The organism is Kosakonia oryzae (assembly GCF_001658025.2).
Taxonomy (GTDB): Bacteria; Pseudomonadota; Gammaproteobacteria; order Enterobacterales; family Enterobacteriaceae; genus Kosakonia; species Kosakonia oryzae.
This window is the reverse complement of the sequence record NZ_CP014007.2, coordinates 3,112,256-3,136,939: the sequence shown is the minus strand read 5'-3', so window position 1 is coordinate 3,136,939 and position 24,684 is coordinate 3,112,256. Positions and strand designations below refer to the sequence as shown.

The following is a 24,684-nucleotide window of genomic DNA, read 5'->3' as shown; positions in this document are numbered from 1 at the left end:
ACGCTACCGGGCCTGTCTGTTCTACGCTGCCAGTACGCGATCGAGCGCTTTTTGCGCGTTCAGCAGATGTTCGCCGCCAAAAAGAATGGCCCGGTTGAAGAGCGTATAAAGCTGGTAGATTGGCTGACGTTCGGGGAAGTCGAGGGGCAACGGTGAGACTGACTGGTAACCGTCGTAAATCTGCGGCGGCTGGTCCGGATGCAGCGGCAGCATCGCCAGATCGCACTCACGATCGCCCCAGTAACAGGCCGGATCGTAAATATAAGGGCCGTCTGGCCCCAGCGCGCAGTTATCGGACCACAGATCGCCATGCAGTAAGGACGGCTGCGGCTGGTGGGAGCTCAGGCGCTGCTGAACATGCTCGACAATGGCGTCGATATTGCCGAACTCCATACCTTTTTCCGCCGCCAGCTCTAACTGCCAGCCAATACGCTGCTCGGCAAAAAACGTTGACCAGCGGCGCTGCCAGGCATTGGGTTGCGGCGTGGTGGAAAGATCGTTATCAAAATCGAGGCCAAACTGCGGTTGATCGCTCCACTGGTGCAGGCGCGCCAGTTGTTGACCGAGCAGAAACGCGTTGTGCGCATCCAGCGGGCGGGCAGGGAGATACTCCATGACCAGAAAGCTGTAGTCGCGATCGCTGCCTACTGCGCACACCGTCGGCACCTTTACCGTATTGCTGCGCGCCAACAGCGCGAGCTGATCGGCTTCGGCGGTAAAAATAGGCAACAGTTCACGTTCATCGCATTTTACGAAAAGATCGCGACCCGCGTAACGGACATGCCATGCAGCATGGATTTCGCCGCCTGGCAGCTCATCCCGCTGCTCAATCTCGCCACTTCCCAGTTGTTCGCGTAACAGACCACTTATCGCTTGCCACATGATGTCTCTCCCATGTAATCAGCCAGATCATAAGGTTAGCGCACTAAAGCTGTGAAAAAATACGACATAACGCACACCTGCGGGACAGGTAACACGCCATGGCACTTAATGCTCTTTTTGCTGCCACTCCTCCCAGGTGCTGACGGTGATGTCAGCCTCGTCAGCCACCGCGGCGGCGGCTAATCCACGGGCGAGTTCGAGCACTTCCTGTTCACTGAGCGCACTGATGAGCCCGAAGGTGTTGGTGCCGAGATCGTGAACATTTCCATCTTCATCGGTCATCGTGAGCAGGAAACCTGCACGTGTAAAGTGGTTATTCAGTTCGTTGATTTCGGTCAGGCTTTGCTCATGAAATTTCACCACTACCACGTAGCGCGTGATGCCGTCACTGCTCATATTTCACCTCGTTGTAATCCTGAAGGTTTTTTTAGCATAGTCGTCACGCGCTATTTGTCGATTCTCAGGCATTACGCAAATAGTCGTAGATCTTTTGCGTGTCGGACAGCGCGCACAGTCGAGTACCATGGTTAATCGTCGCGGCACTCCCGGCGGCAACACCGTAACGGACCATATCGTCCAGTGGCGCGTTGTGCGCCAGTTTTAGCGTCATCGCACCCACCATACTGTCGCCAGCGCCTACCGTACTCTGGCTTTTCATCGGCGGCGGCACGACCTGCACGCACTGGTTCGCATCGACAGCCAGCGCCCCCTGAGGGCCCAGCGATACGACGACGCGCAGCGCTTTACCACTATCAACAATCTCCTGTGCCGCTTTGCGCACATCATCCGGCTGGGTCAATTCCCTCCCCACCAGCGCGCTTAGCTCTTTCTGATTCGGTTTGACCAGTTCGATATTGCCGATAGACAACGCAGCGCTGAGGGCTTCGCCGGAACTGTCAACGATGCAGCGCAGCCCATGCTGCTGCGCAGCTTTAATGAGTTGTGTCAGTTTCCCGACGGTAATGCCTGGCGGCAGGCTGCCGCTCACTACCAGTAACGCGCCCGGCTCAATGGTGAGTACTTTTTCTTCGATCTGACGAAACTCATCTTCACTGAGGCTGGCACCCGGCATGACAAAGCGGTATTGCTCGCCGCTGGATTCCACATGAACATGCAGGTTCTGCCGCGTCCAGTCTTTGGCGTCGACACTGATGGTTGGTACGTTTTCATCCGCTAACAGCGCCGTCAGGTGTTCGCCGGTTGCGCCACCGGCCGGAAAAATCGCTGTCGCTTTACCGCCAAGATGGGTAATGGCTCTTGCGACATTAATGCCGCCGCCGCCGGGCTCAAAAACAGGTGGGGTGCAGCGCAGTTTGCCTTCTGGATAAATCTGCGGCGTTAATGTTGCACTGTCCAGCGAAGGTGCCAGCGTCAAAGTATAAATCGCGACCATGATGACCTCCTTTTTCTTCGGTTGCAGTAAGTCTGGCACTGAATCCAGCGAAGGGAAAGGAAATAACAGACTGATTTAAATATGGTATCGATTAACCTGGCTTAGAGGATTAATAACCATTTTGTTGTTTTTGAGATCTCTCTTATTCAAAAATTCCAATAAGATTTCATTGATATGTTTAAGCGCCCTTTTTATAATTTGTTACCTTTCTTTGGAACGTTAGTCGTTGATCCTGATGAAAGTTTCCGGGACCGTGATGGTCTCTTTTTTATGCTGTTCGGACTCTAAAAAAATGAAGCTTTTGAAGACAGTACCCGCGTTTGCACTGGTCGCGGGCGTATTTGTGGCAATGAATGCTGCCGCAGATGATACCGTTTTTACTGTCATGGATGACCCATCCACCGCGAAACACCCGTTTGAAGGTAGCGTGAACGGCGGCTATCTGGCGCAGTCCGGCAACACAAAGAGCTCCTCTTTGACTGCCGATTCTACCCTGACCTGGTACGGCAATACGACGGCCTGGTCTCTGTGGGGCAACGCCAGTAATACCTCATCGAACGATGTTCGTTCGTCTGAGAAATACGCCGTTGGCGGCCGTAGTCGTTATAACCTGACGGATTATGACTATATTTTCGGCCAGGCTAGTTGGTTGACCGATCGCTATAACGGTTATCAGGATCGCGATGTATTTACCGCCGGTTATGGTCGTCAGTTCCTCAATGGCCCGGTTCATAGCCTGCGCTTTGAATTCGGTCCTGGTGTACGTTACGACAAGTACACCAATGACGACACCAAAACCACTGGGCTGGGTTATGCGTCCGGTACCTATACCTGGCAAGTGACCGACACCACCAAATTCACGCAGGGTGTCTCTGTGTTTGGCGCGGACGATACGACGGTGAACTCAGAAACGGCGCTGGAAGTGGCTATCAATGCCCATTTCGCATTGAAAGTAGGTTATTACCTCACCTGGAACTCCCAGCCGCCTTCATCTGCGCCGGATCATACCGATCGCAGAACGACGGTAACGTTAGGTTATAAAATGTAATACGCCGGGCCGGAAACTCCGGCCCACTCTTTTGTTTATTTGTGCTATTTCCCCGCGCTTTATATTCAGTTTTATTTAAGTAAACTTCTGTCTCCATATTGCCTTCATAATTAATTATCTGGACACACCTTCAGTTTATTTGACACGAATGGATAAATAAATTGACTGGGCAAAAATGTGATCCAGATCTACACTAGCTTTACGGGCAAAAAAACAGCCCAGCAAATAATGTTCGTTTTACAGAAAGAGAACTCCATTATGAAAACAATCAAAACTGCCGCAGTTGCCGTGGTGCTTTCTGCACTCTCTTTTGGCGTCTTCGCGGCTCAGCCAGCCACTTCAGCCAGCCAGAGCAACACGAATATCACTAACATCGAAGCAGGCTCCAATATGGTGCCAGTTGCGCAATCTACTCACGGAACCAACGATCAAGCATTTGATGCGCATACGCTGGTTGCCGGTGAATGGAATTAAGTAGATTCTTAGTTAATTCATTAACTTTGAAAACCGGAGAGTGTAGTACCGGTTTTTGTATTTACCCTCTAATGTAAATCAGCGCTCTGTATTTTATTAAATATTGGCTAAAACTGACGGTGATATTTAAAAGAGCTGCAGTTATTAAATAGGTCGTTTGTTTAACTCCGCAACAAAGATAAAATATTTTCTGCTGACTGGTTTGCCACTTTGAGTACGGCATCCTGCCCCTGTTGTAATATTTGTGCTTTCACCATGTTGCTGGTTTCCAGTGCATAATCTGCGTCTTCAATGCGGCTCTTTGCCGCCTGTGTGGCCACACTCTGTTGCGCCAGCACCGATTTTGACGATGCAAAGCGATTGATAAACGCGCCGTATTGAGAACGATAGCGACTGACTTTTTCCAGCGCGCTATCGAGTGTTTCCTGCGCATTGCCTGCGGTCGCCATTGAACGAAGATCGGTGTTCAGTAACCCCAGTGATTTCAGATCGGCCGACGTGGTCGGCATCGTGACGGCGCCAACCTCTTCATCAAAATTCGCACTGGTGACCACCTCCCAGGGGAAACTCTGCTTTGGCGGTTCGGCGGGAGTGATTTTAGGTGCGGGCAGGGTACCCCAGCTCAGGTTACTGCTAAACGAGCCGCTACCGACAATCATCACCACCAAATCTTCCGTAACATTATCTATTTTGATACGTTCCAGCCGGTTGGAACCATTACTGCCGTCGTTGTAGGCTTTGCCGGGTTCGTAGCGATCGCCATCGCCGCTGTAGCGGATGGTCATGCCGTCGTAATTAAGCGTTGCGCTGCCATTCAGCACCCAACTGGCACCTCCTTCTATCAATAATGAATCATCATAGGTTGCGCCCGCCTCAAAGCCGTTGGCCTCGGTCAGTACGCGGCTGGTCGCTTTTGCCGGGTCGGTGATACCACGGCTTTTCCAGGTGTAATCCGGATCGGTACCGGTGATCGGCGTACCGACAAGGTGCTTGCCATCGCGCGTGAAGAGCTGAATATCATCGTCCAGCCCCAATGAATCAATAGTGAGGGTGATATCCTTCGCCCCTGCGGGAATATACGCCAGTGAGACGATTCCCGAGCTGAATGTGTAATTCGTTCCCGCGACGGGAAATTTCGTGTCCAGCGGCGGAACATTACCGATTAACTCTGGCGGCAGATCCGGGGAGTCGGTGGCCAGCGGATAGCGACCAAAAATCTCTGTGTTTTCTGAAATGTACTGAATATTGTCAAGAATTTCTTGATATTCAGCATGCAAACTTTCCCGGTCACTTATCGACAACGTACTGTTACCGGACTGAATGGCCAGGCTTTTCGCTCGGATCAACAATTCACCGACGGTACTCAGGCTGCTTTCGGCGGTTTGCGCCATACTTATGGCATCGTCAAGCCCGCGTGAAATCACGGTATCCGAATTAACATTGGCGCGCATGCGGTTAACAATCGCCTGTCCTGCAGCGTCGTCTTTCGCGCCATTGATGCGCAATCCAGACGATAATCGCGTAATAGATTCCTGTAATGCTGATGTCGTTTTCTGGCGGGTGGACAGATTGAGACCGACCATTTCATTGTAATTAATCGTCTGCATCGCTGAGCTAATTCATTCGCGTTTCTAATGAATCATTCATCGGCAGTGAAGGTGGGTAACTTTAAGGTAAATTTATCAGCCGACATAATATGCGTGCATCCGATTGAAAGTGAAGGAAGTTATCAGCAGGGGTTACAAAGAGACGGGTTATCCCTATCCTGATGCCGATTAAGCGAGGCAAAACCACAACAACCGGAGGAGCAATGGGGAATTCCAAAGATGAGGCATTATACGAGGAGATGTGCCGGGTGGTAGGGAAGGTGGTACTCGAGATGCGAGATTTGGGGCAGGAGCCAAAGCATATTGTCATTGCTGGCGTGGTCAGAACGATGCTGGCAAATAAGCGAGTTACGCGTTCCGCATTAACGCAGGAAGCAATGGAAACCGTGATCCGCGCGCTGGGGTATCAATCCTGATAAACAAGGAAAAAAGGCACGCTTGCGCGTGCCTTTAGCGAGTGCGGGTTTGTCTTTCAAAGCAGTCTGGCACCATCAGCGCCGCTTTTTGTGACGACCCGGTAAACTTCTTGCTGACTTCATGCTGCGGTGCTTATAAAACGAAAAAATAATGATCGCAAGGAGCGCGATAATGATAACGGGATAAACAATTGCCATGCTTTATCATTGAGTTAGATGTTAATGGGAAGCCAACTAGACTGCCAGTGATACTGTTGTGTCAAGGTGGCCGCTAAAAATCAGATTAAACGTAAGCTATACGGTTAATTTTGAAACGTTTTTTCACAATAACAATCATCACTGCCAGTTATGAATATCCTGTTTTCAGGCGTGCAGAGGTTCCACGCTGGAGCGAATAAAAAGCACACACTTGCTGTTATATCCCGGAAATTCCATTTTGTACGTTTTTTTCTGCGGCGTGCTGAAATTGTGGTGAACGGTTACCGCTAGTGTGGTAGATATCGAGAGCTAAGTTGCTGAATTGTCAGTTACTGTGAACTGACAATTCACGTGGTAAATACTTTAACTTAATCGGGAGGGATCAATTTCCGCCATGATTAAACTGGCGATATCCTGCTGTTGGTGCACCTTTCCACATTTGATGATGATCTGCCTTGCGTTTTCATATCCCGGTGCCCAAAGCTGATTGTTGAGCCGTACATCTTTGTAGATAGCAATGAGCGGTTTCTGCCATGCGGCCGCCATATGCACGATCGAGGTGTCGGGCGAGATAATCAGATCGGCTTGCGCAATAAGTGCCATTGCATGGTGCAGAGTTTTAAAAGGATTTACGACGACTCTGGCGGGGAGAGGCAGACGGATCTCTTTACGGTGATCGAGCAGAATAATATTTACCGCTGGATAAGCAATCTGCAATTGTTCAATAATTGCCGCGAGCTGCGTCTGGGATAAACAGCGATCCTCATTACCGGCAAAGATATTAATGATAATCTTACGGCCTTCGATGGCGGCCAGAAATTGTTGCGTCTCAGCGTAAATATCCTGAGGAATATGCAGGTCATAAGTTGCCAGTTGTTTTTTATCTAATTGCATGCAGTCAGCGATGCAGTAAAAGGTTTTGCTGACATGCCAGTTTGCACAATCAAAATCAAAGGATTTGGTATAATGGTTAATAGAGGGCCATTTATTAAATCCTAACACTGCTTTGGCATTTATTTGTTTTAATAACAACAACCGATGCACAGGGATATCAAAAAGGGAAGGGTCGATAACAACATCATACTTATTATTAGATAACTCAGTAATCACAGAGCGGGGGACATTATGGGTGAACTTTTTAAGGTAGCTGGCAGAAGCGATATCTTCTGCCTCGTAGATATGGCGGATACGGGGGTTATAGCGCATTACCTGGCTGTTTGATTTTGTCAGCAGAAAATCAACGATATATCCTGACTCGTGCAGACATTTAACCAGTGCGGAATCGACGACAACATCGCCAATTGCTCCTTCGTTACGCATTAACAGAACTTTCCTTGCTGAGATTAAATTCAGTTCGCTTCGGGTTGGACTGTCCCAGAGCATTTTCGCGATATAAACGCGTAACAGAGTACGTATTTTTTTTAGAAAGTAATTACGCCGTCTGTTAAGTGCTCTTATTTTTTTAAATTTTCCGACAGGCATTTCTATCGCTGTGTGTTGCATCATGACGACTTTTTCCTTATTCGCAATAAACACTCCCGTCTGTGCCAAGATGAGAACGCAAGACGGTAAAAATGATTCAGTCAGGTTTGTTAGTTATTCCAGTAAAACGATGGATATCCTTTCGCTTGATTTCATCATGTGAAATTGAGGACATGATGGATGAAATGTGAATTCGTTATATTTTTTGCGATAGCGTATATAAAACTGCTGAGTTGTATAATTTCCCGTATTACGTGAACGTCATTGAAGGAGAATGTATTGTGTTAGCGCGCCATGATGGCGTGGCTGGCATGCTCCCTGCGATGTACGCCAGGAATATGATTCTGTTCACGCTTTTATGTCGTCGCGATGCCGTGTACTATTGTGGGGCGTTATCAGCAGGTGGGGATGGGCACTGTCAGGTTTTCTTCTGGTGTGCACAGTTTGCAGAGTGAAGCAAATAAACATTCTTAACATGCTGATATAAATATATTATTTAATTTTGTATGTGCTCTTTCGTGTGGGGCACCACTGCAAATAAGGAAATGAAATGCCTGTAATTACTCTTCCTGATGGCAGCCAACGCCATTACGACCACGCCGTAAGCCCTATGGATGTTGCGCTGGATATCGGTCCGGGACTGGCGAAAGCCTGTATCGCTGGGCGCGTTAATGGCGAACTGGTTGATGCTTCTGATGTGATCAACAGTGACGCCAACCTCGCCATCATCACCGCTAAAGATGATGATGGTCTGGAAATTATCCGTCACTCCTGTGCGCACCTGTTAGGCCATGCAATTAAGCAATTGTGGCCGAATACCAAAATGGCGATTGGCCCGGTTATTGATAACGGCTTCTATTATGACGTTGATCTTGACCACACCCTGACCCAGGAAGACATCGACGCGCTTGAAAAGCGTATGCATGAGCTCGCCGAAACCAACTACGACGTCATCAAGAAAAAAGTGAGCTGGCAGGAAGCGCGCGAGACCTTTGTTAAACGCGGCGAAAACTATAAAGTCTCCATCCTTGATGAAAATATTGCGCATGATGACAAGCCGGGCTTGTATCATCATCAGGAATACATCGACATGTGCCGTGGTCCGCACGTGCCGAACATGCGTTTCTGCCATCACTTCAAACTGATGAAAACTGCAGGGGCTTACTGGCGCGGCGACAGCAACAACAAGATGTTGCAGCGTATCTATGGCACCGCCTGGGCAGATAAAAAAGCGCTGAATGCTTATCTGCAACGCCTGGAAGAAGCGGCAAAACGCGATCACCGTAAAATCGGTAAGCAACTCGACTTGTATCATATGCAGGAAGAGGCGCCGGGTATGGTTTTCTGGCATAACGATGGCTGGACTATCTTCCGTGAACTGGAAACATTTGTTCGCTCTAAGCTGAAAGAGTACCAGTACCAGGAAGTGAAAGGCCCGTTCATGATGGACCGTGTGCTGTGGGAAAAAACCGGCCACTGGGACAACTACAAAGATGCGATGTTTACGACGTCTTCCGAAAACCGTGAATACTGCATCAAGCCGATGAACTGCCCGGGTCACGTACAGATTTTCAACCAGGGCTTAAAATCCTACCGCGATCTGCCGCTGCGTATGGCTGAGTTCGGTAGTTGCCATCGCAATGAGCCGTCAGGCGCGCTGCATGGGTTGATGCGCGTACGTGGCTTCACTCAGGATGACGCTCATATCTTCTGTACGGAAGAGCAGGTGCGTGATGAAGTGAACGCATGTATTCGTTTAGTCTACGATATGTACAGCACCTTCGGTTTTGAGAAAATCGTCGTCAAACTCTCTACTCGCCCGGAAAAACGTATCGGTAGCGATGAGATGTGGGATCGTGCTGAGGCGGATCTGGCGGTTGCGCTGGAAGAGAACAATATCCCATTTGAATTCCAACTGGGTGAAGGCGCATTCTACGGTCCGAAAATTGAATTTACCTTATATGACTGCCTCGATCGTGCATGGCAGTGCGGTACAGTACAGCTTGATTTCTCCCTGCCGGCTCGTCTGAACGCTTCTTATGTAGGCGAAAGCAACGAACGTCAGGTTCCGGTGATGATTCACCGCGCGATTCTTGGTTCTCTGGAGCGCTTTATTGGCATCCTGACTGAAGAATTTGCTGGCTTCTTCCCGACCTGGCTGGCGCCGGTGCAGGTAGTGGTCATGAATATCACCGATTCACAGTCTGAATACGTTAACGAATTGACGCGTAAACTGCAAAATGCGGGCATTCGTGTAAAAGCAGACTTGAGAAACGAGAAGATAGGCTTTAAAATCCGCGAGCACACTTTACGTCGCGTCCCTTATATGCTGGTTTGCGGTGACAAAGAGGTTGAGGCCGGCAAAGTTGCCGTGCGTACCCGCCGTGGTAAAGACCTGGGGAGCCTGGACGTAAATGATGTTATCGAGCAGCTGCAGCAAGAGATTCGCAGCCGCAGTCTTCAACAATTGGAGGAATAAAGTATTAAAGGCGGAAAACGAGTTCAAACGGCGCGTCCCAATCGTATCAATGGCGAAATTCGCGCCCTGGAAGTTCGCTTAACAGGTCTGGAAGGCGAGCAGCTTGGTATTGTGAGTCTGAGAGAAGCTCTGGAAAAAGCTGAAGAAGCCGGGGTTGATTTAGTTGAAATTAGCCCTAACGCCGAGCCGCCCGTTTGCCGTATAATGGACTACGGCAAGTTCCTCTATGAAAAGAGCAAATCTTCTAAGGAACAGAAGAAGAAGCAAAAAGTTATTCAGGTTAAGGAAATTAAATTCCGACCTGGTACAGATGAAGGCGACTATCAGGTAAAACTCCGCAGCCTGATTCGCTTTCTCGAAGAGGGCGATAAGGCCAAGATCACACTGCGTTTCCGTGGTCGTGAAATGGCCCACCAACAGATCGGTATGGAAGTGCTTAATCGCGTGAAAGACGATCTGAATGAACTGGCAGTTGTCGAATCCTTCCCAACGAAGATCGAAGGCCGCCAGATGATTATGGTGCTTGCTCCGAAGAAGAAACAGTAAGGCCATCAAGTAATTAAACCTGTGGGCCGCAAGCTCACGGGTTTGGTTCGCCTTTGTTTCGTTTATTAACAATGCGAAGTGGAAGTTAAAAAATGCCAAAAATTAAGACCGTACGCGGTGCTGCTAAGCGCTTCAAAAAAACCGGTAAAGGTGGTTTTAAGCACAAGCACGCTAACCTGCGTCATATTCTGACCAAAAAAGCTACTAAGCGTAAACGTCACCTGCGCCCGAAAGCCATGGTTTCTAAAGGCGATCTGGGTCTGGTAATCGCGTGCCTGCCGTACGCATAAGTCGTTAACCTTTTAACTTTTTTTAAGAATATAGATACAGGAGAGAGCATATGGCTCGCGTAAAACGTGGTGTGATTGCACGTGCACGTCATAAGAAAATTTTGAAACAAGCTAAAGGTTACTACGGCGCGCGTTCACGCGTTTACCGTGTTGCCTTCCAGGCTGTTATCAAAGCTGGTCAGTACGCTTATCGTGACCGTCGTCAGAAAAAGCGTCAGTTCCGTCAGCTGTGGATTGCACGTATCAACGCAGCAGCACGTCAGAACGGTATCTCTTACAGCAAATTCATCAATGGCCTGAAAAAAGCCTCTGTTGAAATCGACCGTAAGATCCTGGCTGACATCGCTGTATTCGACAAAGTGGCATTCTCTGCACTGGTTGAAAAAGCGAAAGCAGCTCTGGCATAAGCCAGTTTAAGAGAGGGAGCCTGGCTCCCTCTTTTGCTTTAACATTATCAATACATTGACATTTTGCAGTGATGCGTTTTCAATAGCCCATCACCGCCACTTACCCTGTTAAGGTAACGCAAGCATGAATGCTGCTATTTTCCGCTTCTTTTTTTACTTTAGCACCTGAACCCGGGAGGCTAGCGCGTGAAAGAAGAAACGGAAAACAGCGCCAGAAAGCCTCCCTTGTGGAGGCTTTTTTTGTATCTGTCGTTTGTAAATATCGTCATATAACGAGGAAAACCATGTCACATCTCGCAGAGCTGGTTGCCAGTGCGAAGGCAGCCATTAACGATGCTTCAGATGTCGCCGCTCTGGACAACGTCCGCGTCGAATACCTGGGCAAAAAAGGGCACCTGACCCTTCAGATGACCACCCTGCGTGAGCTGCCGCCAGAAGAGCGCCCGGCTGCCGGGGCAGTGATCAACGAAGCCAAAGAGCAGGTTCAGCAAGCGCTGAACGCCCGTAAATCGGATCTGGAAAATGCTGCGCTGAATGCGCGTCTGGCAGCCGAAACCATCGATGTCTCCCTGCCGGGGCGTCGCGTGGAAAATGGGGGGTTACACCCGGTAACCCGCACGATCGATCGTATTGAGAGTTTCTTCGGTGAACTGGGTTTTACCGTCGCCACCGGCCCGGAAATCGAAGACGATTACCATAACTTTGACGCGCTGAATATTCCGGGTCACCACCCGGCACGTGCGGATCACGATACTTTCTGGTTTGACGCGACGCGTTTGCTGCGTACGCAGACCTCTGGTGTGCAGATTCGTACCATGGAGAATCAGCAGCCGCCAATCCGCATTATCGCCCCTGGACGCGTTTACCGTAACGACTACGACCAAACGCATACGCCAATGTTCCATCAGATGGAAGGGCTGATCGTCGATAAAAACATCAGCTTTACTAACCTGAAAGGCACGCTGCATGACTTCCTGCGTAACTTCTTTGAAGAAGATCTGCAGATTCGTTTCCGCCCGTCTTACTTCCCGTTCACTGAACCGTCTGCAGAAGTTGATGTGATGGGCAAAAACGGCAAATGGCTGGAAGTACTGGGCTGCGGCATGGTGCATCCAAACGTATTGCGTAATGTTGGAATCGATCCGGAAGTTTACTCCGGCTTCGCATTTGGCATGGGGATGGAACGTCTGACCATGCTGCGTTACGGCGTTACCGACTTGCGCGCATTCTTCGAAAACGATCTGCGTTTCCTCAAACAGTTTAAATAAAGGCAGGTAAAACAATGAAATTCAGTGAACTGTGGTTACGCGAATGGGTCAATCCAGCCATTGACAGTGAAGCGCTGTCAGGGCAGATCACTATGGCCGGCCTGGAAGTGGACGGCGTAGAGCCGGTTGCCGGGGCGTTTCATGGTGTGGTGGTCGGCGAAGTAATGGAGTGCGCTCAGCACCCGAACGCTGACAAACTGCGAGTGACGAAAGTCAATGTCGGTGGCGATCGCCTGCTGGACATCGTTTGTGGCGCGCCAAACTGCCGTCTGGGCCTGAAAGTCGCCGTAGCGACAGTCGGTGCAGTACTGCCCGGTGACTTCAAAATCAAAGCGGCGAAACTGCGCGGCGAACCGTCGGAAGGGATGCTGTGCTCCTTCTCCGAGCTGGGTATTTCTGACGATCACAACGGCATTATCGAACTGCCGGCAGATGCGCCGATCGGCACCGATATCCGTGAGTACCTGAAACTTGATGATAATACCATTGAGATTAGCGTCACGCCGAACCGTGCGGATTGCTTAGGGATCATTGGTGTTGCACGCGATGTGGCGGTGCTGAATCAGTCTCCGCTGACGGCGCCAGAAATTGCGCCGGTCGCCGCGACAATTACCGACACGCTGCCGATCGCAGTGGAAGCCGCAGATGCCTGCCCGCGTTACCTCGGGCGCGTAGTGAAGGGCATCGATGTTAAAGCGCCAACCCCACTGTGGATGAAAGAGAAGCTGCGTCGCTGCGGTATTCGTTCAATCGATGCTGTGGTGGATGTGACCAACTATGTTCTGCTGGAACTGGGCCAGCCGATGCACGCGTTTGACCGCGATCGCCTGGAAGGCGGCATCGTGGTGCGCATGGCAAAAGAGGGCGAAACCCTGGTGCTGCTGGACGGCAGCGAAGCGAAACTGAACGCGGACACGCTGGTGATTGCTGACCATAACAAAGCGTTGGCGATGGGCGGTATCTTTGGCGGTGAACACTCTGGCGTGAACAGCGAAACCCAGAACGTACTGCTGGAATGCGCTTTCTTCAATCCGCTCTCTATTACTGGTCGTGCTCGTCGTCATGGTCTGCATACTGATGCTTCACATCGTTATGAGCGTGGCGTCGACCCACAACTGCAATACAAAGCCATGGAGCGCGCAACTCGCCTGTTGCTGGATATCTGCGGCGGCGAAGCGGGTCCGATCATTGATGTCACGAACGAAGCTACCTTGCCGAAACGTGCGACCATTCGTCTGCGCCGCAGCAAGCTGGATCGCCTGATTGGTCATCATATTGCCGATGAGCAGGTCAGTGATATCCTCAAGCGCCTTGGTTGCGAAGTCACTGAAGGCCAGGATGAATGGCTGGCGGTTGCGCCGAGCTGGCGTTTCGATATGGAAATCGAAGAAGATCTGGTGGAAGAAGTAGCGCGTATCTACGGCTACAATAACATTCCGGATGCGCCGGTTCAGGCCGGTCTGGTCATGGGCGAACACCGTGAAGCGGATCTTTCGCTGAAGCGTGTGAAAACCATGCTCAACGACAAAGGCTACCAGGAAGTGATCACCTACAGTTTCGTTGATCCGAAATTGCAGCAATTGATCCACCCGGGCGAAGAAGCGCTGATCCTGCCAAGTCCGATCTCCAGCGAAATGTCAGCAATGCGCCTGTCGCTGTGGACGGGGCTGTTGGGCACTATCGTTTATAACCAGAACCGCCAGCAGAGCCGCGTGCGTATTTTTGAAACGGGTCTGCGCTTTGTCCCTGATACCCAGGCAAATCTTGGTATTCGTCAGGATGTCATGCTGGCGGGCGCCATTTGCGGCAACCGTTATGAAGAACATTGGGATCTGGCGAAAGGCAGTGTGGATTTCTTCGACCTGAAAGGCGATCTGGAATCCGTTCTGGAGCTGACAGGCAAATTATTGGCCATTGAATTCCGTGCAGAAACGAATCCGGCGCTCCATCCGGGACAATCTGCAGCGATTTATCTGAAAGATAAACGTATTGGTTTTATTGGTGTTGTGCATCCTGAACTGGAACGTAAGCTCGATCTGAACGGTCGCACTTTGGTGTTTGAACTGGAGTGGAATGCGCTTGCAGACCGCGTGGTTCCTCAGGCTCAGGAGATTTCACGCTTCCCGGCAAACCGTCGTGATATCGCGGTAGTTGTGGCTGAAAATGTGCCCGCAGCAGATGTTTTGGCCGAGTGTAAGAAAGTTGGCGTAAATCAGGTAGTTGGCGTAAACTTATTTGACGTGTACCGCGGTAAGGGCGTAGCGGAGGGGTATAAGAGCCTTGCCATTAGCCTGATCCTTCAGGATACCAGCCGTACACTCGAAGAAGAGGAGATTGCCGCTACCGTTGCCAGATGTGTAGAGGCATTAAAAGAGCGATTCCAGGCATCATTGAGGGATTGAACCTATGGCGCTTACAAAAGCTGAAATGTCAGAATATCTGTTTGATAAGCTCGGGCTTAGCAAGCGGGACGCAAAAGAGCTGGTAGAGCTGTTTTTCGAAGAGATCCGTCGTGCTCTGGAAAACGGTGAGCAGGTAAAACTCTCCGGCTTTGGCAATTTCGATTTGCGCGACAAAAATCAACGTCCGGGGCGTAACCCGAAAACGGGCGAAGATATTCCCATTACAGCCCGGCGCGTGGTGACCTTCAGACCCGGCCAGAAGTTGAAGAGCCGTGTTGAAAACGCTTCGCCCAAAGCTGAATGATATGAACTAACTAAAAAGGCCGCGCTGCGGCCTTTTTTCTTTTCAGCGCCCGGCATCAATCATAAAATCAGCCACCTGACTGACGGTAAAACGGTTAACATGCTGGCATACGCTCATCTTCAACAGCAACGAAATCGCCGCTGGCTTGGCGGATTATTGCTGCTTTTATTATTCTCTGTGTTTATTAGCCTCTGCGCGGGCGAGCAATGGATCGCTCCCGACAGCTGGTTTACTCCTGATGGTCAGCTCTTTGTCTGGCAAATTCGTCTTCCCCGTACGCTGGCGGTAGTGCTGGTGGGTGCCGCGCTGGCGCTGTGTGGCGCTGTGATGCAGGCGCTTTTTGAAAATCCGCTGGCGGAGCCGGGATTGCTCGGTGTCTCAAGCGGCGCGGGCGTCGGGCTGATCGCTGCTGTACTGCTGGGCGGCGGTATGTTGCCTGGCTGGGCGCTGGGCGTGTGCGCCATCGCCGGAGCGCTGATCGTGACGCTTATTCTGCTACGTTTTGCCCGGCGTCATCTCACCACCAGCCGCCTGCTGCTTGCGGGTGTGGCGCTTGGCATTATTTGTACAGCGTTAATGACGTGGGCGGTTTACTTTTCTACCTCATTCGATTTACGCCAGCTTATGTACTGGATGATGGGCGGTTTTGGCGGGGTCGACTGGCAACAAAGCTGGCTGATGGTGGCGTTGTTACCGGCGATGATCTGGATCTGTTTTCAATCAAAACCGCTGAACGTTCTGGCGCTGGGGGAGATATCCGCGCGGCAGTTGGGGTTGCCGCTGTGGCTGTGGCGAAATTTGCTGGTGGTGGCAACGGGCTGGATGGTTGGTGTCAGCGTTGCGCTGGCAGGAGCCATTGGCTTTATTGGTCTGGTGATCCCGCATATTTTACGTCTCTGCGGGCTGACCGATCACCGGGTGCTGCTTCCTGGCTGCGCGCTGGCGGGGGCGGTGGCGTTGCTGTTCGCCGATATTGTTGCCCGGCTGACGCTTAGCGCCGCTGAGTTACCCATCGGTGTCGTTACGGCGACGCTGGGTGCGCCGGTGTTTATCTGGTTATTATTAAAGGTCGGGCGTGAAGCCTGAAATCCATAACATCAACTAAGGGTACGCTATGCAACAGGACATTCTGAATACCGAAGTCACGACCATTGATGGTGAACAGACCACGCTGGAAACTTATCGCGGTAATGTATTACTGATCGTCAATGTGGCATCCAAATGCGGCCTGACGCCGCAGTATGAGCAACTGGAAAACCTGCAAAAAACGCTCGACGGTGAGGGTTTCACCGTGCTGGGATTCCCCTGCAACCAGTTCCTCGGCCAGGAGCCGGGTTCGGAAGAGGAGATCAAAACTTTTTGCAGCACGACTTACGGCGTGACGTTCCCGATGTTCAGCAAAATTGAAGTGAATGGCGACGCGCGTCATCCGCTGTATAAAAAATTGATCGCTGCTGCGCCGTCCGCTGTTACACCAGAGGGTAGCGGTTTCTACGCGCGTATGGAGAGTAAAGGCCGCGCACCGAAAGAGCCGGGTGATATTTTGTGGAATTTCGAAAAATTCCTCATTGGCCGCGACGGTGCTGTTATTCAGCGTTTCTCGCCGGATATGACCCCGGACGATCCAGTTTTGCAACAGGCCGTTAAACAGGCGCTGGCGAAATAATGTCAGCGCTGCTGCAACTGCAAAATGTGGGCGCATCGGGCAGGCTGGGGCCGATTACGGCATCGGTTGATCGGGCGGCGATTGTACATCTGGTCGGACCAAATGGCGCCGGGAAAAGCACGCTGCTTTGCCGGCTTGCGGGTTTATCTGGCGGGCAGGGCGAGGTGTTATTGAATAACCGCCCGCTGGAACAATGGCCCGCCCAGGCGCTGGCGCAACATCGCGCTTATCTTGCCCAGCAGCAGACGCCGCCTTTTGCTATGCCTGTCTGGCACTATTTACTGTTGCATCAGCGCGATACTGCGCAAACTCACTGTCTGGGGAAAATTGCCGCTCAGCTTGGGCTGGGTGACAAGCTTAGCCGTAGAGTCAATCAACTTTCCGGCGGTGAATGGCAGCGGGTGAGGTTGGCCGCAGTGATTTTACAGATCCACCCGGAGGTAAATCCCTCCGGGCAGTTGCTGTTGCTGGATGAGCCAATGAATAGCCTTGATGTGGCGCAGCAGACTGCGCTGGATAAGCTTATCGCGGAGCTGGTAAGTGCTGGCGTGACCGTAGTGATGAGTAGCCACGACCTCAACCATACGCTGCGTTATGCGCAGCAGGTGTGGTTATTGAGCGCCGGGCGGCTACTGGGTAGCGGCAAACAAGAAGAGGTGCTGACGCCTGATCGGCTGGCGGAAGCTTACGGTATGGCTTTTCGTCGTTTCGACGTAGACGGGCATCGTGTGCTGATCCCGGCAACGTGACGAAAAGGTGACTTGCCACGCAACTGATTCACACGGTAGATTATTCCGATAAAAATAAAGTACGAGGCGAGATCCAGAATGCGTATCTGGTTTCTTCTGGCGGCGGCACTGTTTCTTGCAGGATGTAGTTCTCATCGCGCTCCGCCACCTAACCCAAGGTTGTCGGATTCGATCACAGTGATTGCGGGTCTGAACGAGCAACTGAGCGAGTGGCGAGGTACACCGTATCGCTACGGCGGTATGACGCGTTCAGGTGTCGATTGTTCCGGGTTTGTGATGATGACTTTCCGCGACAAATTTGCGCTTCAGCTACCGCGCGAAACGCGCCAACAGGCTGAGGTCGGCACGAAAATCGATAAAGATGATTTATTGCCTGGCGATCTGGTGTTCTTCAAAACCGGCTCCGGCGAAAGCGGGCTGCATGTTGGAATTTATGATACTGACAATGAATTTATTCATGCTTCCACCAGTCGTGGCGTGATGCGTTCTTCACTGGATAACGTCTATTGGCGGAAAAATTTCTGGCAGGCGCGGCGCATTTAAGCGCAGCGCCGCCGTGGTAAAAATTTGTTAAACCAGGATGTTTCCACTAATTATCTTTTAGAATATTAATTATCATAAGTGGACGTTGAAACTGGCAAAAGACTATTAGTGAGCAGCCTAATAAAGGAGAAGCCAAATATAAAATGGGATAAAAATGAAGTTAATCTCACTAAAATCATTAAGCCAGCAATTCATCTACTTGTGTTTAGCCATTCCGGATATCACCCTAAACGCGGGACGGCACAATGATCATTTTGCTTGATGATACTTATCGCCCGGAGTTTTTATTACAGCCAGCGAGAAAAAGTAACGGAATGCTTCAGGGGCTGGAAGTTATCGTTAACTTTGTCGGGAAAGACAGTAACGTCCGCGCCCCGGCAGAGCTGGTTTCCCCGCGCCTGAAGCCTGATGAAACCCTGCAACTCTTTACGGAGCAACTGGCGCTAATAGAGGCCTGTCAGCTCTTTTTCATACAACATCAATTAATCGCCTGGATTAATATTTCCCCGATTATTGTTGAAGCCTTACTTACCGATGAGGCACTGGCTGCCAGCGTGGCTAAATTTCCTTTTCTGGAATTTACTATAAATGAGAATTTCCTCAATTTAAATAAAGGCAAAGAGGATCCGTTTCTGTCTCTATTGGCGAAACAATATCCGCTGGTACTGGCTAATTTTGGTGTCGGAACAGCATCGACTAAAGCCATTTTTGACGGATTATTTAAACGTGTCGCATTAGATAAAAATTTTGTTCAGCAACGATTAGCTTCTCCTTCATTTGAACCTTTTATGCGGGCGATCGTTTCGCAGATAAGTCCTTATTGTCAGTCAATGATGATTGCGGGCATTGATGACGAATCTGCCCTGAAGCGGGCGGAACCTTTTCACTTCAGCGCAATGCAAGGGGCATTATGGCCGCCGGTCACCGTTGCGCAGATCACCTCTCTGATCCACCCATAGCCCTGCTTTTCGCCGGTGTTTAAACCTGATGGTTGGCACTACACTAAAGGCAGGAGGAACCATGACCCTTTCTTTTACTACCCGCTGGCGTGATGAACTGCCAGAATTTTACACTGCATTATCTCCGACACCGCTGCACAATGCCCGGCTTATCTGGCACAACGCGCCACTGGCGCAGGAGCTGGGCGTGGAGGACGCGCTTTTTCATCCCGAATCGGGTGCCGGTGTCTGGGGCGGCGAGGCATTATTGCCGGGCATGTCGCCGCTGGCGCAAGTTTACAGCGGACATCAGTTTGGTGTCTGGGCCGGGCAACTGGGCGACGGACGCGGGATCCTGCTTGGTGAACAACAATTGCCGGATGGCACGACCCGCGACTGGCATCTGAAAGGCGCGGGGTTGACGCCCTATTCGCGCATGGGTGACGGACGTGCAGTTCTGCGTTCAACTATCCGTGAAAGCCTGGCATCAGAGGCGATGCACTATCTTGGCATTCCGACGACCCGCGCGCTGAGCATCGTTACCAGCGATACGCCGGTCATGCGTGAAAGCCGCGAGCAGGGCGCTATGCTGATGCGCATCGCTGAAAGCCATCTGCGTTTCGGGCATTTCGAGCATTTTTATTATCGCCGCGAACCGCAAAAAGTACGCCAACTGGCGGACTTTGCCATCCGTCACCACTGGCAGCATTTGCAGAATGAATCCGATAAGTACGTGCTGTGGTTCCGCGATATTGTCCGACGCACTGCCACGCTGATTGCCCGCTGGCAGGCGGTCGGTTTTGCGCATGGCGTGATGAATACCGACAACATGTCGATCCTCGGGTTGACCATTGATTACGGTCCCTTTGGTTTCCTCGACGATTATCAGCCGTCATTTATCTGTAACCACTCGGATTACCAGGGGCGTTATAGCTTCGATAATCAACCCGCAGTGGCGTTGTGGAACCTGCAACGGCTGGCGCAGTCGCTGTCGCCGTTTATTGACATCGATGCGCTGAACAGCGCGCTGGATGACTATCAACATCTGCTGCTGACAGAATATGGCGTACTGATGCGCGGCAAGCTTGGTTTTCTCACCCAGCAGCAGGGCGATAACCAGCTTCTTACAGAACTGTTTGCGCTGATGGCACGCGAGGGCAGCGATTATACGCGAACCTTCCGCCTGCTCAGCCAGACGGAGCAGCAGAGCGCCTCTTCGCCGCTGCGTGATGAATTTATCGATCGTGCCGCGTTCGACAGTTGGTTTGTGCAGTACCGGGTACGTCTGCAACAGGAGCAGGTTGACGATGCGCAGCGGCAACAACTGATGTCCGGCGTGAATCCGGCGCTGGTGTTGCGCAACTGGCTGGCACAGCGGGCGATTGATGCTGCTGAGAAAGGCGACGCCAGTGAACTGTCGCAGTTACAGGAAGCGCTGCGCGAGCCGTTCCGCGATCGTAACGATGATTATGTCAGCCGCCCGCCGGACTGGGGAAAGCGGCTGGAGGTCAGTTGTTCGAGTTAGACTGGCTCATTTGGTCAGAATCAGCTTCCCGGCATGGGTCTGACGCAGCAGATATTGCTGGCCTTTATGCTCAATCACCACCCGGCCTTCTTCGCCCAGCAGTTGTTGACTGTTGATACGGCGATCGGTCGGGCTGATATGGGTGGGTTTTTCCTGCGAAGCGATGAGTGGGGCCGTCGAGCTATCCGTATGCGACATAAATGTTTAAATGTAGTTCATTATCAACAATGATAATCATTATCAATAATATGCCGACCGCTAGCAAGGGTGTTCTGTAACATTTCGCAGTTTCCCCCTGGATAAAGTAGGGAAAGAGGATCCCGCCGGCAGGCGGCGGGATGCGATCAGAGGCGGGTGGCGACTGCGGCCGCCAGTTTTTCCAGCAGCAATTCACTGTCGTCCCAGCCCAGGCAAGGATCGGTAATGGATTGCCCGTAAACCAGCGGCTGGCCGCTGACAATTTTCTGCGTGCCTTCCTGCAGGAAGCTTTCTACCATCACGCCGGCGATGGCGGTCGAACCGTTACGGATCTGCGAACAAACATTGTCACAGACATCGAGTTGACGTCGATGTTGCTTCTGGCAGTTGCCGTGGCTGAAATCCACCACCAGGTATTCCGGCAGATCAAACTCGCTCAGCGTATCGCACGCATTGGCGATATCCTCGGCGTAATAGTTCGGCGTTTTCCCGCCCCGCATAATGATATGCCCGTAAGGGTTACCACTGGTTTGATAGATGGTCATCTGGCCGGTTTTATCCGGCGAGAGGAACATATGGCTGGCACGGGAGGCGCGGATCGCATCGACCGCGATGCGGGTATTGCCATCGGTGCCGTTTTTAAAACCGACCGGGCAGGAGAGCGCTGACGCCATTTCACGGTGGATCTGGCTTTCCGTTGTACGTGCGCCAATCGCGCCCCAGCTAATCAGATCGGCTATAAATTGCCCGGTTACCATGTCGAGAAATTCAGTCGCCGTTGGCACACCGAGTTCGTTGACCTGGAGCAGCAGCTTGCGCGCCAGTTCGAGACCATGATTAACGCGATAGCTGCCATTCAGGTCCGGATCGGAAATCAGTCCTTTCCAGCCAACAACCGTGCGAGGTTTTTCAAAATAGGTACGCATCACGATCTCGAGCTGGGCGTGATGTTTCTCACGCAGCGTCTGCAAGCGGCTCGCGTAATCTACCGCCGCATCAAGATCGTGGATGGAGCAGGGGCCAATAATCACCAATAAGCGGCGATCTTCGCCATTGAGGATTTTTTCGATTCGCCGCCGGGATGCAATAACATGTTCGGCAATATCAGGTTTAACAGGATAACGCTGCGCCAGTTCAGCCGGTGTCACCAGGCTATCGATGCGCGCAGTGCGGAGTTCATCGGTTTTGTTCATCAAGCGTCTCAAAATTAGGTGCTTCAGCGGCAGGAATGCCGGAAGTGATGCGCACACCATAAACCAATCGCGGCTTATTTCAAGTATGGCCGTGAAGCGTATTACTTCAGTGGCAGGTATCATAGCGCAGTGTGAATCAATGTACTAGCTTGTTAGTACAAAAACGTGTGCAATACTCTGTGAGTGAGCATATTTTGAGCACGCTTTGCTGTGATTTGTTTTCTACTGAGTGAGCGTCAGGTGGGTCAGGTATTAATTATTTTTAAACTTAACACGATCTATTATTCCTGCCTGCCGGGGTTATTATTGTCGGAAATTTCTTTTGCATATAATTTGTTTGATAAATATGTGCGCCCTACGCTTGCTATTATAAAATGATTTACCAACCACGAAAAAAACAGAGGTGTTAAATTTCTGTATAGTTTTTATTTTAAAAGTTTTTTTAGGAAAAATATTGCGCGCTATTTCTGGACAATACATTCATCGCTGGCAGATACTATTAAGTATATTTTATAAAAGAATTTGGAGTTGTTATGTGATGGCTCCAGAAAAGCTGAAATCTATTTTTTCAGCGTTCTATTTAAATATTGTTTCCACATTAAGGGGAATTTAATGAAACAACTCAACAATGATGAAATGCAGGCCGTATCCGGTGCAGGTTTGATCTCTCTGGCTGCGGGTATGCTTGGTGAAGGCATTGGTATCGTGATTGATGCCGCCTTTGGCGGGAAAGGTTCTTTCGCCACTGATTTAGGTCGTAATATTGGTAAGGGCATCGGCGTCGTGCTTGAAACCGGCCTGAATCTTTTCTCCAGCATTATGAACATATTCAGAAAATAAATCATTAATCGCCACGGATGGCGAACTGCTGTTAATTTTACTGGGGGCTCCCCCAGTAAAATAAAACAGTGGATTTCTCATGCTTATCGGTACGTTAATGTTGCAAGGTGTCCAGATTTTTTCATCGGGTATCCGTGATGTAATACGCTCAAAAATGCGCTGATTATTATTGCGGCGTTTTTGGTTGTGCATAGACAATAAAGAGTACCATCGAAGATGACTTCACTGATATCAGAAATGGTATTCTTGTTTGTTTTATGCGTTCGTGAAAATTAACATTAAGGATAATGAAATGAAAGAACTTACCAATAATGAAATGCAGTATGCTTCGGGTGGAGTACTTTTTACCACAGCGGGTGCCCTGCTGGGGGGAGGTATCGGGAAATTGATTGATATGATGATCCCGGGCGAAGATCACTTCTCTGTGGCAAATGCGGGCCTGTCTTTGGGCTTATTGGGTGGTATTGCTGCTGACGCCATTGGCGTGGTAGCCACGCTCGGTACCATTGGCGTCGTGGGCGCAGTAGGGGCCGCAGGCGTGGTTGGCGCCGGCCTTCTTTGCCTGTCGCCGCTTCTGTTCTTCATCTAACGGTAGCCCGGTGCGGTATTAGAATATGAATAAGTGACATTTTATAAAAAGTGTCACTTATTTTTATATTCATCCCAACGCCTCTTACCTGCAAAGAACGAGTATCGGTGAACTTTATCAGGCACGCGAACCATAAAAAGGCCCTGAGATCGGGATTAAGCGGCACCGAAGGCGCAATGTTCAGTACATGCGGCGGTTCAGCCCCATGATGTCGAGCATTTTGGTTGCAATCTCTTCAACTGAGTAGTTGGTACTGTTAAGACAAGGAATCTGATTTTTGCGGTAAAGCGCTTCCACTTCCGCCACTTCCATGCGGCACTGTCGCAAAGAAGCGTACCGGCTGTTCTCCCGCCGCTCTTCACGAATCGCGGCAAGGCGCTCCGGATTAATGGTCAGACCAAATAATTTATGCTGCAACGGTTTTAACGCAGCCGGAAGTACCAGGTTATCCATATCATCGGCAATAAAAGGATAATTCGCTGCGCGAATACCAAATTGCATCGCCAGATAGAGGCTGGTGGGGGTTTTTCCACAGCGCGATACGCCCAGTAAAATCACCTGAGCCTGATCGAGATTGCGCAACGAAATACCGTCATCATGTGCCAGTGTGTAATCAATTGCGGCAATACGCGCGTCATATTTAGTTAAATTACCCGGATTAAGCCCATGCGTACGATGCGCAATGGGGGTGGGATCGAGCTTTAATTCCTGCTGTAATGGGGCAACCAGCGCCTGAACAATGTCCTGACAAAATCCTTCGCTTTGCAAAATAATAGAGCGAATTTCGGGGATCACAATAGAATAAAAAACCAATGGACGGTTGCCCGTTTGCTGATAGATAGCATCAATCTGATCTTTGACGGCGCGGGCGCGGCTCTCGTTTTCCACGAAAGGTAAGGTGATGCTGCTGACGGCGACCGGAAATTGCGACATCACCGCATGGCCCAATACTTCAGCGGTGATAGCGGTTCCATCAGAAATATAAAACACATGGCGATCAACAGAACTGTCCATTTAACCCATCCTGACTTTCATTCGTAATTCTCTGAAAGCATAAATTAAAATCTTCACTGTGCGTATCTCCTTTTTCTCATTTTTAAAATGAAATGGTGTTTTTATTTTTTATGAACTACAAGGTTCACTTTTTTTGATGGCGTATGAAAAATAAGGATATTCTAAAAAGAGATATTTTCACCGCGTGATTTATTGATGGGAATCTGTCCGAAAAACCATAATCTGGAATTGCT

General features: G+C 50.5%; 27 protein-coding genes and 1 other annotated feature. Of the genes, 19 read left to right on the top strand and 8 right to left on the bottom strand.

Annotated elements, in window-relative coordinates:
* Window positions 1-21: 21 nt before the first annotated feature.
* The 3 genes from AWR26_RS14985 to pfkB form a co-directional block, all read right to left on the bottom strand.
* Window positions 22-882, bottom strand: a complete 861-nt coding sequence (locus AWR26_RS14985) for a fructosamine kinase family protein (RefSeq protein ID WP_064567015.1) — start codon at window positions 880-882, stop codon at window positions 22-24.
* A 105-nt stretch (window positions 883-987) separates the two neighbouring features.
* Entirely contained in the window at window positions 988-1,278 is a 291-nt protein-coding gene (gene ghoS / locus AWR26_RS14980; protein ID WP_043953762.1) for a type V toxin-antitoxin system endoribonuclease antitoxin GhoS, read from the bottom strand.
* A 64-nt stretch (window positions 1,279-1,342) separates the two neighbouring features.
* A complete protein-coding gene (gene pfkB, locus AWR26_RS14975) occupies window positions 1,343-2,275 on the bottom strand; it encodes a 6-phosphofructokinase II (RefSeq protein WP_064567013.1) in 933 nt (310 codons plus the stop codon).
* A 292-nt stretch (window positions 2,276-2,567) separates the two neighbouring features.
* Between pfkB and AWR26_RS14970 the strand changes: the two genes are divergently transcribed.
* Together AWR26_RS14970 and AWR26_RS14965 are read left to right on the top strand one after the other, a co-directional pair.
* A complete protein-coding gene (locus AWR26_RS14970) occupies window positions 2,568-3,323 on the top strand; it encodes a DUF481 domain-containing protein (protein WP_064569029.1) in 756 nt (251 codons plus the stop codon).
* Between the two features lie 258 nt (window positions 3,324-3,581).
* The gene (locus AWR26_RS14965; protein ID WP_064569028.1) at window positions 3,582-3,797 is read left to right on the top strand and encodes a YdgH/BhsA/McbA family protein; all 216 of its coding nucleotides are present in this window, start codon (window positions 3,582-3,584) and stop codon (window positions 3,795-3,797) included.
* Window positions 3,798-3,958: 161 nt separating this feature from the next.
* On the opposite strand, the gene AWR26_RS14960 is transcribed toward AWR26_RS14965, so the two are convergent.
* Entirely contained in the window at window positions 3,959-5,404 is a 1,446-nt protein-coding gene (locus tag AWR26_RS14960) for a flagellin N-terminal helical domain-containing protein (protein WP_064567011.1), read from the bottom strand.
* 203 nt (window positions 5,405-5,607) lie between these two features.
* Between AWR26_RS14960 and fumD the strand changes: the two genes are divergently transcribed.
* Window positions 5,608-5,820 carry a fumarate hydratase FumD gene (gene fumD / locus AWR26_RS14955; RefSeq protein ID WP_043953759.1) on the top strand — a complete coding sequence of 71 codons (213 nt, stop codon included), beginning with the start codon at window positions 5,608-5,610 and terminating at the stop codon, window positions 5,818-5,820.
* 561 nt (window positions 5,821-6,381) lie between these two features.
* Here the strand turns inward: fumD and AWR26_RS14950 are convergent.
* Complete coding sequence (locus tag AWR26_RS14950; protein WP_064567009.1) at window positions 6,382-7,524, bottom strand: glycosyltransferase family 9 protein; 1,143 nt, start codon at window positions 7,522-7,524, stop codon at window positions 6,382-6,384.
* A 526-nt stretch (window positions 7,525-8,050) separates the two neighbouring features.
* On the opposite strand from AWR26_RS14950, the gene thrS reads away from it, so the two are divergent.
* The 14 genes from thrS to selO all read left to right on the top strand — a co-directional run bounded on the left by thrS (window position 8,051) and on the right by selO (window position 20,617).
* The gene (gene thrS, locus AWR26_RS14945) at window positions 8,051-9,979 is read left to right on the top strand and encodes a threonine--tRNA ligase (protein WP_007374644.1); all 1,929 of its coding nucleotides are present in this window, start codon (window positions 8,051-8,053) and stop codon (window positions 9,977-9,979) included.
* A 3-nt stretch (window positions 9,980-9,982) separates the two neighbouring features.
* Window positions 9,983-10,525 carry a translation initiation factor IF-3 gene (gene infC / locus AWR26_RS14940; RefSeq protein ID WP_071532057.1) on the top strand — a complete coding sequence of 181 codons (543 nt, stop codon included), beginning with the start codon at window positions 9,983-9,985 and terminating at the stop codon, window positions 10,523-10,525.
* A 92-nt stretch (window positions 10,526-10,617) separates the two neighbouring features.
* Window positions 10,618-10,815 carry a 50S ribosomal protein L35 gene (rpmI, locus tag AWR26_RS14935; RefSeq protein ID WP_001124225.1) on the top strand — a complete coding sequence of 66 codons (198 nt, stop codon included), beginning with the start codon at window positions 10,618-10,620 and terminating at the stop codon, window positions 10,813-10,815.
* A 50-nt stretch (window positions 10,816-10,865) separates the two neighbouring features.
* Entirely contained in the window at window positions 10,866-11,222 is a 357-nt protein-coding gene (rplT, locus tag AWR26_RS14930) for a 50S ribosomal protein L20 (protein WP_007374646.1), read from the top strand.
* A 119-nt stretch (window positions 11,223-11,341) separates the two neighbouring features.
* Window positions 11,342-11,466: a sequence feature (Phe leader region), on the top strand.
* The gene (pheM, locus tag AWR26_RS14925) at window positions 11,347-11,391 is read left to right on the top strand and encodes a pheST operon leader peptide PheM (protein WP_001386830.1); all 45 of its coding nucleotides are present in this window, start codon (window positions 11,347-11,349) and stop codon (window positions 11,389-11,391) included. Its footprint overlaps the feature before it by 45 nt.
* 40 nt (window positions 11,467-11,506) lie before the next feature.
* Window positions 11,507-12,490: a phenylalanine--tRNA ligase subunit alpha gene (gene pheS / locus AWR26_RS14920; protein WP_007374647.1), complete on the top strand. Its 984-nt coding sequence runs from the start codon at window positions 11,507-11,509 to the stop codon at window positions 12,488-12,490.
* 14 nt (window positions 12,491-12,504) lie between these two features.
* Window positions 12,505-14,892 (top strand): phenylalanine--tRNA ligase subunit beta, encoded by a 2,388-nt coding sequence (gene pheT / locus AWR26_RS14915; RefSeq protein WP_064567008.1) that lies wholly within the window; start codon window positions 12,505-12,507, stop codon window positions 14,890-14,892.
* A 4-nt stretch (window positions 14,893-14,896) separates the two neighbouring features.
* Window positions 14,897-15,196: an integration host factor subunit alpha gene (ihfA, locus tag AWR26_RS14910; RefSeq protein WP_006820203.1), complete on the top strand. Its 300-nt coding sequence runs from the start codon at window positions 14,897-14,899 to the stop codon at window positions 15,194-15,196.
* Between the two features lie 99 nt (window positions 15,197-15,295).
* On the top strand, window positions 15,296-16,282 hold the full coding sequence (gene btuC, locus AWR26_RS14905) for a vitamin B12 ABC transporter permease BtuC (protein WP_064567006.1): 987 nt from the start codon (window positions 15,296-15,298) through the stop codon (window positions 16,280-16,282).
* A 28-nt stretch (window positions 16,283-16,310) separates the two neighbouring features.
* Entirely contained in the window at window positions 16,311-16,862 is a 552-nt protein-coding gene (locus AWR26_RS14900) for a glutathione peroxidase (RefSeq protein WP_064567004.1), read from the top strand.
* The gene (gene btuD, locus AWR26_RS14895) at window positions 16,862-17,611 is read left to right on the top strand and encodes a vitamin B12 ABC transporter ATP-binding protein BtuD (protein WP_064567003.1); all 750 of its coding nucleotides are present in this window, start codon (window positions 16,862-16,864) and stop codon (window positions 17,609-17,611) included. The genes AWR26_RS14900 and btuD overlap by 1 nt, the downstream gene beginning before the upstream one ends.
* A 78-nt stretch (window positions 17,612-17,689) precedes the next feature.
* A complete protein-coding gene (locus AWR26_RS14890) occupies window positions 17,690-18,154 on the top strand; it encodes a C40 family peptidase (RefSeq protein ID WP_064567001.1) in 465 nt (154 codons plus the stop codon).
* A gap of 245 nt (window positions 18,155-18,399) precedes the next feature.
* A complete protein-coding gene (locus AWR26_RS14885; protein ID WP_064566999.1) occupies window positions 18,400-19,113 on the top strand; it encodes an EAL domain-containing protein in 714 nt (237 codons plus the stop codon).
* A 61-nt stretch (window positions 19,114-19,174) separates the two neighbouring features.
* On the top strand, window positions 19,175-20,617 hold the full coding sequence (gene selO, locus AWR26_RS14880) for a protein adenylyltransferase SelO (protein WP_064566997.1): 1,443 nt from the start codon (window positions 19,175-19,177) through the stop codon (window positions 20,615-20,617).
* Window positions 20,618-20,623: 6 nt separating this feature from the next.
* On the opposite strand, the gene hemP is transcribed toward selO, so the two are convergent.
* Both hemP and aroH read right to left on the bottom strand, forming a co-directional pair.
* Window positions 20,624-20,815 (bottom strand): hemin uptake protein HemP, encoded by a 192-nt coding sequence (hemP, locus tag AWR26_RS14875; protein WP_064566995.1) that lies wholly within the window; start codon window positions 20,813-20,815, stop codon window positions 20,624-20,626.
* Between the two features lie 146 nt (window positions 20,816-20,961).
* A complete protein-coding gene (gene aroH, locus AWR26_RS14870; RefSeq protein ID WP_064566993.1) occupies window positions 20,962-22,008 on the bottom strand; it encodes a 3-deoxy-7-phosphoheptulonate synthase AroH in 1,047 nt (348 codons plus the stop codon).
* 612 nt (window positions 22,009-22,620) lie between these two features.
* Between aroH and AWR26_RS14865 the strand changes: the two genes are divergently transcribed.
* Together AWR26_RS14865 and AWR26_RS14860 are read left to right on the top strand one after the other, a co-directional pair.
* Window positions 22,621-22,848 (top strand): hypothetical protein, encoded by a 228-nt coding sequence (locus AWR26_RS14865; RefSeq protein ID WP_064566991.1) that lies wholly within the window; start codon window positions 22,621-22,623, stop codon window positions 22,846-22,848.
* Between the two features lie 292 nt (window positions 22,849-23,140).
* On the top strand, window positions 23,141-23,437 hold the full coding sequence (locus AWR26_RS14860) for a hypothetical protein (RefSeq protein ID WP_139227877.1): 297 nt from the start codon (window positions 23,141-23,143) through the stop codon (window positions 23,435-23,437).
* Window positions 23,438-23,617: 180 nt separating this feature from the next.
* Here AWR26_RS14860 and ppsR read toward each other — a convergent pair whose 3' ends face one another.
* Complete coding sequence (gene ppsR / locus AWR26_RS14855; RefSeq protein WP_035886099.1) at window positions 23,618-24,451, bottom strand: posphoenolpyruvate synthetase regulatory kinase/phosphorylase PpsR; 834 nt, start codon at window positions 24,449-24,451, stop codon at window positions 23,618-23,620.
* Window positions 24,452-24,684 lie beyond the last annotated feature (233 nt).